The 313-nt window shown below is 51.1% G+C and carries 1 rRNA gene; it reads right to left on the bottom strand.

The window, feature by feature from the left end:
* Positions 1 to 313 (bottom strand): 23S ribosomal RNA (locus DV434_RS10700); the annotation flags it as partial.

Genomic DNA, 313 nt, shown 5'->3' with positions numbered 1-313 from the left:
GCCTTAGGGGCCGACTCACCCTGCCCCGATTAACGTTGGACAGGAACCCTTGGTCTTCCGGCGAACGGGTTTTTCACCCGTTTTATCGTTACTTATGTCAGCATTCGCACTTGTGATACGTCCAGCATGCTTCTCAATACACCTTCTTCCGCTTACACAACGCTCCCCTACCCAACAGACTTACGTCTGATGCCGCAGCTTCGGTGCTATATTTCAGCCCCGTTACATCTTCCGCGCAGGCCGACTCGACTAGTGAGCTATTACGCTTTCTTTAAATGATGGCTGCTTCTAAGCCAACATCCTAGCTGTCTAA

The sequence above is a fragment of the Haemophilus haemolyticus genome (assembly GCF_003493685.1).
GTDB classification, from domain to species: domain Bacteria; phylum Pseudomonadota; class Gammaproteobacteria; order Enterobacterales; family Pasteurellaceae; genus Haemophilus; species Haemophilus haemolyticus_O.
The sequence above is the reverse complement of the archived record's forward strand: the minus strand, read 5'-3'. Positions and strand labels throughout refer to the sequence as shown.